At 58.7% G+C, this 6,305-nt stretch carries 4 protein-coding genes and 3 pseudogenes; 5 read left to right on the top strand and 2 right to left on the bottom strand.

Annotated elements, in window-relative coordinates; genetic code table 11:
* Positions 1 to 530 precede the first annotated feature (530 nt).
* The 3 genes and pseudogenes from NKJ89_RS16445 to NKJ89_RS16435 all read left to right on the top strand — a co-directional run.
* On the top strand, positions 531 to 998 hold the full coding sequence (locus NKJ89_RS16445) for a Ros/MucR family transcriptional regulator (RefSeq protein WP_352603893.1): 468 nt from the start codon (positions 531 to 533) through the stop codon (positions 996 to 998).
* A gap of 73 nt (positions 999 to 1,071) precedes the next feature.
* Positions 1,072 to 1,809 carry a transposase gene (locus NKJ89_RS16440; protein ID WP_352603891.1) on the top strand — a complete coding sequence of 246 codons (738 nt, stop codon included), beginning with the start codon at positions 1,072 to 1,074 and terminating at the stop codon, positions 1,807 to 1,809.
* A 142-nt stretch (positions 1,810 to 1,951) separates the two neighbouring features.
* Positions 1,952 to 2,062 (top strand): annotated as a pseudogene (locus NKJ89_RS16435) (HPP family protein); the annotation flags it as partial.
* Here NKJ89_RS16435 and NKJ89_RS16430 read toward each other — a convergent pair.
* Positions 2,040 to 2,681: a helix-turn-helix domain-containing protein gene (locus NKJ89_RS16430; RefSeq protein ID WP_352603889.1), complete on the bottom strand. Its 642-nt coding sequence runs from the start codon at positions 2,679 to 2,681 to the stop codon at positions 2,040 to 2,042. The pseudogene NKJ89_RS16435 and the gene NKJ89_RS16430 overlap by 23 nt on opposite strands.
* Positions 2,682 to 3,067: 386 nt before the next feature.
* Here NKJ89_RS16430 and NKJ89_RS16425 point away from each other — a divergent pair.
* Positions 3,068 to 3,190 (top strand): annotated as a pseudogene (locus NKJ89_RS16425) (co-chaperone GroES); the annotation flags it as partial.
* A pseudogene (groL, locus tag NKJ89_RS16420) lies at positions 3,147 to 4,655 on the top strand (chaperonin GroEL); the annotation flags it as partial. The pseudogenes NKJ89_RS16425 and groL, both read left to right, overlap by 44 nt.
* Positions 4,656 to 5,284: 629 nt before the next feature.
* Here the strand turns inward: groL and NKJ89_RS16415 are convergent.
* Positions 5,285 to 6,022, bottom strand: a complete 738-nt coding sequence (locus tag NKJ89_RS16415; protein WP_352603887.1) for a helix-turn-helix transcriptional regulator — start codon at positions 6,020 to 6,022, stop codon at positions 5,285 to 5,287.
* Positions 6,023 to 6,305: the final 283 nt, after the last annotated feature.

The following is a 6,305-nucleotide window of genomic DNA, read 5'->3' as shown; positions in this document are numbered from 1 at the left end:
AAAGTTAGATATCGCGCTCGCAACAAAGCCGATGTCGCATCAACGGTGCCGATGCGCGATGTGTGTGCCGGTTGGCGTCAGTTGGCCTGGGTCGCGCCGCCCGACGGGGTGCGGTCTGCCCTGCGACTCTTAGCCTTGAGCGGTGCTACCGCGCGGATGGCTGAGTTGTCAAACTGCCGCGGTGCTGGCAGCGCCCATAGCATCGGCTGGACGATTTCATGCATGCAACGAGCGAAGCCAGTTGACGACGCTCAGCGAAGATCACTGGGCATTTCGATCCGCCCGGTTGACTAGTGCCTTGGCGCGAAGCGGAGTGCCTCGGTATAGGCCAGAAGCGCCAGAGACGCACGCCATCAGCAGCTGAGCCGTGACCCGGACCACAACGTTGTTCGGCGGTCAGCGCCCGAGGCGGCGATTGCGTGCACCGGAGTCATGGCGCCGGGCTTGCCCGGCTATGGGGTGCGATTGCAGACATCGCGGGGCTACTCTATTCTCCATTTGTGGGATTTGTCTGACTAGGAGGGAAAACGTTGGCTGAGGGTGAAACGAGCAACGCGTTTGTCGAGCTAACCGCCGAAATTGTTTCGGCATATGTATCCAACAATCCGGTTCCTATGGGAGAACTTCCCTCTGTGATCGATCATGTATACCGGTCGTTACACTCGTTGCCGTCTGGTGCCCAATCCCAACCAGAGGCAGAGCCGTTGAAGCCCGCGGTTCCGATCAGAAAATCCGTGACGCCGGATTTTATCATCTCGCTGGAGGACGGCAAGAAGTTCAAGTCTCTCAAGCGTCACCTGGCTACGAGCTATGGTATGACGCCGGCCGATTATCGTGCGAAATGGGGACTGCCATCCGACTACCCAATGGTTGCGCCGAATTACGCGGCAACTCGCTCGTCTTTGGCAAAAAAGGCGGGCTTAGGGCGAAAACCACCCCAGCAAGCTGCAAAAGGACCGCCGGTGCAGAAATCGGGCAATCGGAAGCCAAAAGCCTGATCGAACCTTTTCGCCAAAAATCGCTCCTTCGCTTGGGTAAAGCTCTGCACCAACACTGGGAAGCGCCTGCGCGGTGCTGCTCTCTTCGGCAGTGGTGTCCCTGTTCAATTGGCATGCAATCAAGGATGAAATTATGAGGCGGCAGACCCGACCATTTATCGTGGAAGTCAAGCAAAGGCGCGGCTATCAAAAACGCGACAATTCCCTTTGGGGCGACATGGATCTCTCAGCTGCTTTCGCCGAGACAACACGGCAACTCGAGGAGATGGACACGTCAAACCGTCAATTTGTTGATTCCAATATCATGACCTTTAATGCTGAACGTTTGGACCAGGCAAAAGAGGAGCATCACATGGCAGAGACCGAGCATACTGAACCGTTAAATGCCGCTACGAAAGGCGCTGCGAACATCGAGGCTCCAGAGACGAAGAAGAAGAGCCGCCCGCCGCGAAACACAAAGACGGATTTGAGGTCGGCCCGTAAGAACGGCGCTTCATCCGAGGCCAATAAGAGCGTCGGTTCAGTGCGGCTCGGCCGCAAAATGTACTCCGAAGAGGAGCGCGTCCAAAAGCTCAGTCAAATCGAAAAGTTGCTCAGTGGCGGCGCCACTCTAAAAAGCGCCGTGAAGCAGGCCGGCACATCGGAGCAAACCTACTATCAATGGAAGAAGAAGGCCGCGGTTGCCGCACCGGCGAGTGACGATCTCAAAGATCTTCTGGCGCTTGAGGAAGAAAACAAGCGGTTGAAGAACCTGCTTGCGGAACGTCTGCGCACGGAGAACGCGGAACTGAAGAGACGGCTGGGACTGTAACATGGCAGTCTTAGCCCCACGGGTTTGAATGGGAGCGGCGCGGGTCAAGCCCGGTGAAGCCACCTCGATGGTCCGGGCCGCGGCCTATTCGGGGTCGACCTCGTCTTCCGTCGCTGTGCTCTCGCGTTCCTCAATGGTGAGAGCATCGGCCGTGCTGCTCTCCGCTGTGCCTTCAGGCCCGCAGGCGCAACCTTGGTCGATTATCGGCGGCAATACGATTTCGGCGCTGGTCAGCGTGATCGCGGCGCAATTTGGTCTTGGAACAAAAATGTCGTGGGATCCAGACAGAGCGATTTAGCGATGCCAGCAATTGTATCGACACTGACATTTCCAGCGCCGCGTTCCAACTTCCCGAATGTAATCTCCGAGACGCCGATCAACTCTGCCATCTGATACAGCAGAAGGTTCCTGCGCGCGCGCTCGCTGTTGAGAATGGCGCCAAGACGCCTCCGGATTGAGTGGTCTTCAAGCTCATGAACCCAAGGCTCGATATCGGTTCTGGCTGTCAGCAAAGCCGCAATCGAGATCCGAAGAGAACGGGCCATCATGTCTAAGGTACGCAAGGTGACATTGTTCCTACGCCGAGCAGTTTTGATGTAGGTCCGGTAGGCGAGACCCTCACCAGGCGACGTATGAAACAACTGCGCCATGTCCTGGTGGCGAAGCCGCCTTCGCCGGCGTTCGGCCTCGAGGACCGTCGCAATGTTGGAGCGAAGCGGGTTGTCCACTTCGCCGTTTCCATTTCGTCTCATAAATCGATGCGTGCGCACAACTTGCCTGTCGCTCGGCCCTTTTGCCTCGACGATATAGCCCGTAGTAAAATGACAGACAACATAGCCCGAGCGCCTGTCATTTCCAACCCCGGCGTTCATTCGGCAACCTTAGCGATTCCGACTTATCAGGAATGTCAGCGTCGATGGTACTGCACCAAAATTTCTATGCTATGGCGCTTTCGTCGGATGCAGCGTCGATTTGGGCCAACTGGACAGTGACGCGCCTCGCGTTTCCTGCCCTAACGACACCTGTTAGGGGGTGCATGAGGAACGGTGGGGCAGTCACAGGCAGTCACAACAGTGACGGCGTCTTGCGCTCGCAGGGCCGCGCGTTTTTTGCTCTTCGCCCGTGCCTTTCTTCAGCGTCTTGACTGGTACGAGCCGACAGCCTATCCCACAGCCGCGTTAGCACTCGCCACTGGTGAGTGCTAACCACGCTCCGGCAACGGAGAAGCGTTCAACATCGGCATCAGGGAAATCCAAAAATGGCAAAGTCGAAGTTCCGCCCGCTGCATGACCGCGTGGTCGTACGCCGGGTCGAATCCGAATCCAAGACCGCCGGCGGGATCATCATCCCGGACCAAGGACGGCGTCACCGTCGCCAAGGAAATCGAGCTTGAAGACAAGTTCGAGAACATGGGCGCGCAGATGGTCCGCGAAGTTGCTTCGAAGACCAACGACATCGCCGGCGACGGCACCACGACGGCGACCGTTCTGGCACAGTCGATCGTCCAGGAAGGCCACAAGGCGGTTGCCGCAGGCATGAACCCGATGGACCTCAAGCGCGGCATCGACCTCGCCGTCGCCGACGTCGTCGCGACGCTGATCAAGAACGCCAAGAAGATCAAGACCTCGGAAGAAGTTGCCCAGGTCGGCACCATCGCCGGCAATGGCGATGCTTCGGTCGGCTCGATGATCGCGGAAGCGATGCAGAAGGTCGGCAATGAGGGCGTCATCACGGTTGAGGAAGCCAAGACCGCCGAGACCGAGCTCGAAGTCGTCGAAGGCATGCAGTTCGACCGCGGTTATCTCTCGCCCTACTTCGTCACCAACGCCGAGAAGATGGTTGCGGATCTGGAAGACGCCTACATTCTTCTCCACGAGAAGAAGCTCTCCAACCTGCAGGCCATGCTGCCGATCCTCGAGGCTGTCGTGCAGACCTCGAAGCCGCTGGTCATCATTTCGGAAGACGTCGAAGGCGAGGCCCTGGCCACGCTGGTCGTCAACAAGCTGCGTGGCGGCCTGAAGATCGCCGCCGTCAAGGCGCCTGGCTTCGGTGATCGCCGCAAGGCCATGCTGGAAGACATCGCTATCCTCACCGGTGGCCAGGTCATTTCCGAAGACCTCGGCATCAAGCTCGAGAATGTCGGCCTCAACATGCTCGGCCGCGCCAAGAAGGTGTCGATCTCCAAGGAGAACACCACCATCGTCGACGGCGCCGGCAAGAAGGCCGAGATCCAGGGCCGCGTTGCCCAGATCAAGCAGCAGATCGAGGAGACCACCTCGGACTACGACAAGGAGAAGCTGCAGGAACGTCTCGCCAAGCTGGCGGGCGGCGTTGCCGTGATCCGCGTCGGCGGTGCGACCGAAGTGGAAGTCAAGGAAAAGAAGGACCGCGTCGATGACGCCCTCAACGCGACCCGTGCGGCCGTCGAAGAAGGCATCGTTCCCGGCGGCGGCGTCGCATTGCTGCGCGCTTCGCTGAGCATCAAGGCTGTCGGCGCCAATGCCGACCAGGCTGCTGGCATCGCCATTGTCCGTCGCGCCCTGCAGGCTCCGGCCCGCCAGATCGCAGCCAACGCCGGTGCGGAAGCATCGATCGTCGCCGGCAAGATCCTCGACAACAAGGACGCGACCTTCGGCTACAACGCCCAGACCGGCGAATATGGCGACATGATTGCCATGGGTATCGTCGATCCGGTCAAGGTCGTTCGCACCGCTCTGCAGGACGCGGCCTCGGTCGCCGGCCTGCTGGTCACCACCGAAGCCATGATCGCGGAGGCTCCGAAGAAGGAGTCGGCTGGCGGCGGCATGCCTGGCGGCATGGGCGGCATGGGCGGTATGGGTTTCTAAGGTCCACTCATATCGACAATTTCGAAAGGGCGGCAAGCAGTGCCGCCCTTTCTTCGTATCAATTGCGCCGGTTGTCGGCGACCCGCAAGCCGGGGTATGCCCGCCAAGGGTTATGCTTATGTTTGGACGGATACTGCCTTTTTTCCTGGGGCTGGCCTTACTGTTGGCGCGGCTGCGCGCACAGCGATGATGGTATGGAGATTATTCCGAGATCGCTTGATGCCAGGCGGTTCTTTGACAAAGAGCCGCCACGCCTGCAGCAGCAACAGATCGAAACCAGCGTGTTTCCGGTTGCGCCACAGGAGCCGGAACGGCTCGAACCGCGCCGTACGGCAAGTCTCAAGACATCAAACAGACGGGCATCGCCGGCCGCAAGTCCTCCGCGCTCCTCTTCCGAGCCACACAAGCCGCTTGTCTGCAAGAACATCAGCGAGCCCGGCAAGCGGTACTGTGTGGTTTGCGAATAGGACACTTGGTTTGGCCAGCATTCTACCCACGCGGTGCCTTCCGGATCAGGTTGTCCAGAGCGACGTCTCCTTTCTTTCCCATGATCCAGTCATTCTATCTTTCCCAGCTTCCGAAACGGAACGAGTTTTGCCGGCGGCTCCCGCGAAGCGCTTGGCTCTCGATCAGAACAGTCTTTGAAAGAAAAGGCCGCGCTCGGCCGCGATCGCAACCGCATGGGCCAAGCTTTTGGCACCGAGCTTGGCCCGTGCCAGATCAAGATGAAATCGGACCGTGCGAGGGGATAGCGACAGTATCTCTGCGGTCCGTTTGACCTTCTCTCCCCTCGCGTACCATTTCAGGCATTCGATCTCTCTATAGGAGCAGACCGTCTGATGGCGTGGCCTTCCTTGGATTCGACCGATAGCATCGTGAAATTCGCCGGCGAGATACTGGAAGTCGCGAACCTCGGATTTGAGAAACGCCTGCCACGCCGCTGCGTTCTCGTTGCTCGTCACGCTCAGAATGCCGCGGTCGCCGTCGACACCCCTAACCGGGAACGTGACGCCATGCTTCCCGACACCATGTTCCCTCCCTTCACCAAAGAACGTGCGCATAGCCTTGTCCGATAGGTCGATCTCCTTCCAATCAATCAATGTCACAGCACGCAGCCCATAGCGAATCACGGGATCGATGTCGAAAAAATCCTTCTCGATGTAGCGTTTCACCCAGTCAGGCGAATAGGTGGTCACATAGAACGGCTTACTCGGTTCCTCGTAAACCGGCCTGACGGTAAGAAAGGCCGCCGTCTCGAGGCCGTAACTTTCGACAATTGTGTTCAGAAGGTTCGCGGCGTCCGCAGGAGAGGCAACTGCTCGAATACCCTCCGTCATGTCGTGAAAATTTGAGTCAAATTGCGCCATATCCAGCTTACCTCCTTGCTATCGACGTGCCTCTCCAAGCCATTCGCGCGGCTAGGTTGCTCCTCGCTGGATTCCAGCGTCTCGCGACCTGTCAAAAGTGACAGGCGAAACCGCCAGTATACTTAGGTTGCAACCCCCTTTATTCCAGATTGCATGGCCACAACCCGGCGTGGAGGAAACGCCTTGGATACGATCGTGCTTTCGTCAGGTGTGGGTCGGCAGACTAACCCCACGCGTGCCTCGCGCCGTGCATCACATCGGAGTTCCGGAACGACCGACCACG

This window comes from Mesorhizobium sp. M0047 (assembly GCF_040323315.1).
Classification (GTDB): domain Bacteria; phylum Pseudomonadota; class Alphaproteobacteria; order Rhizobiales; family Rhizobiaceae; genus Mesorhizobium.
This window is presented reverse-complemented; position numbering and strand designations above follow the sequence as displayed.

Coding starts and splice junctions, on each gene's coding strand:
- NKJ89_RS16415 (WP_352603887.1), bottom strand. CDS start 6,022: ATGGCGCAATTTGACTCAAATTTTCACGACATGACGGAGGGTATTCGA.
- NKJ89_RS16430 (WP_352603889.1), bottom strand. CDS start 2,681: ATGAACGCCGGGGTTGGAAATGACAGGCGCTCGGGCTATGTTGTCTGT.